General features: G+C 47.1%; 1 protein-coding gene. It reads right to left on the bottom strand.

The genetic code is table 11. The features are described from left to right. Positions 1 to 35 precede the first annotated feature (35 nt). Positions 36 to 857, bottom strand: coding sequence for a glycine betaine ABC transporter substrate-binding protein (locus EI162_RS14320; protein WP_225737017.1), 822 nt, complete (start codon positions 855 to 857; stop codon positions 36 to 38). Between the last annotated feature and the right edge of the window lie 76 nt (positions 858 to 933).

Raw genomic sequence — 933 nt, 5'->3', positions numbered from 1 at the left:
ACGATCTAAGTATAGCTTATTCTGAAATATCTATGCTAATTGATGACACGCCCTAGTTCTGGATTGGTATCGATAAATGGCGTGGATACAGCGACACCCAATGGGGATACAGGGAACCCAGAGACACAGTTAGAAGTGCCGTCAGCGAGTAGCAAGTCTTGCCAGCACTCATCCTTGTAAGCAGGAAAACTTAATGGCGCAAAATCATATTTTGCCATCAAGCCAGTCGGCTGCCAGTAATAAAACAACAGCGGTTTGTGCTGTTCAAAAGCGGAGGAAATCTCGGCATCAAGAGCGGCACCCGTACCGGGATGCGCGTTATTAAACACGCCGTCCAGACCAGTATTTTTGAGCAGGCGTGTATTAAAAATCTCACACGTCCAACCAGATGGACAGTTCATAAAACGTGATTTGCCAGGATTTTCGGGATCTTTAAACAACCCAGCATATTTAGGCAAATCTTGATAGCTACGCAACCCCGGATTTTCTTCCAGTACATATTTAGGAACATACCAGCCTTGTGTCGCGCCGCCTTTGAGCGTATCACCGATGACAGCTACCTTATTCTGTGCAATGGCCTGCTCCATGATTGGCGAGCGTCCAACCCATTGTTCACCAATGACTTGGATATCGTTTTGTGATAGTGCTGTCTCAAGTGCAGGCCCCGCTCCTGGCACCTCTTCAACCGTACAATCATAGCCATCTTCAGCAATATATCTCAGCACGCCAGAGATGAACTGTCCGCTCTCCCACGTCAGTGCGCCAAATTTAATTGGTGACTCACAGGCTGCGGACGCCGACACGGGCAGTAGCAACGCACTCATACACAGTAAACTTAACGCAATCCATTGACGCATGCTCTGTCCTATTTATTATTCGGTGGTGTTCTAAAAAGTATGCTGGCATCAGACATAGCCATAATTGACATAGAAG

Origin of the sequence: Psychrobacter sp. FME6 (assembly GCF_014861365.1) — a bacterium.
Taxonomy (GTDB): Bacteria; Pseudomonadota; Gammaproteobacteria; order Pseudomonadales; family Moraxellaceae; genus Psychrobacter.
Note: the sequence above shows the minus strand (reverse complement) of the source record. Positions and strands in the feature narration are given on the sequence as shown.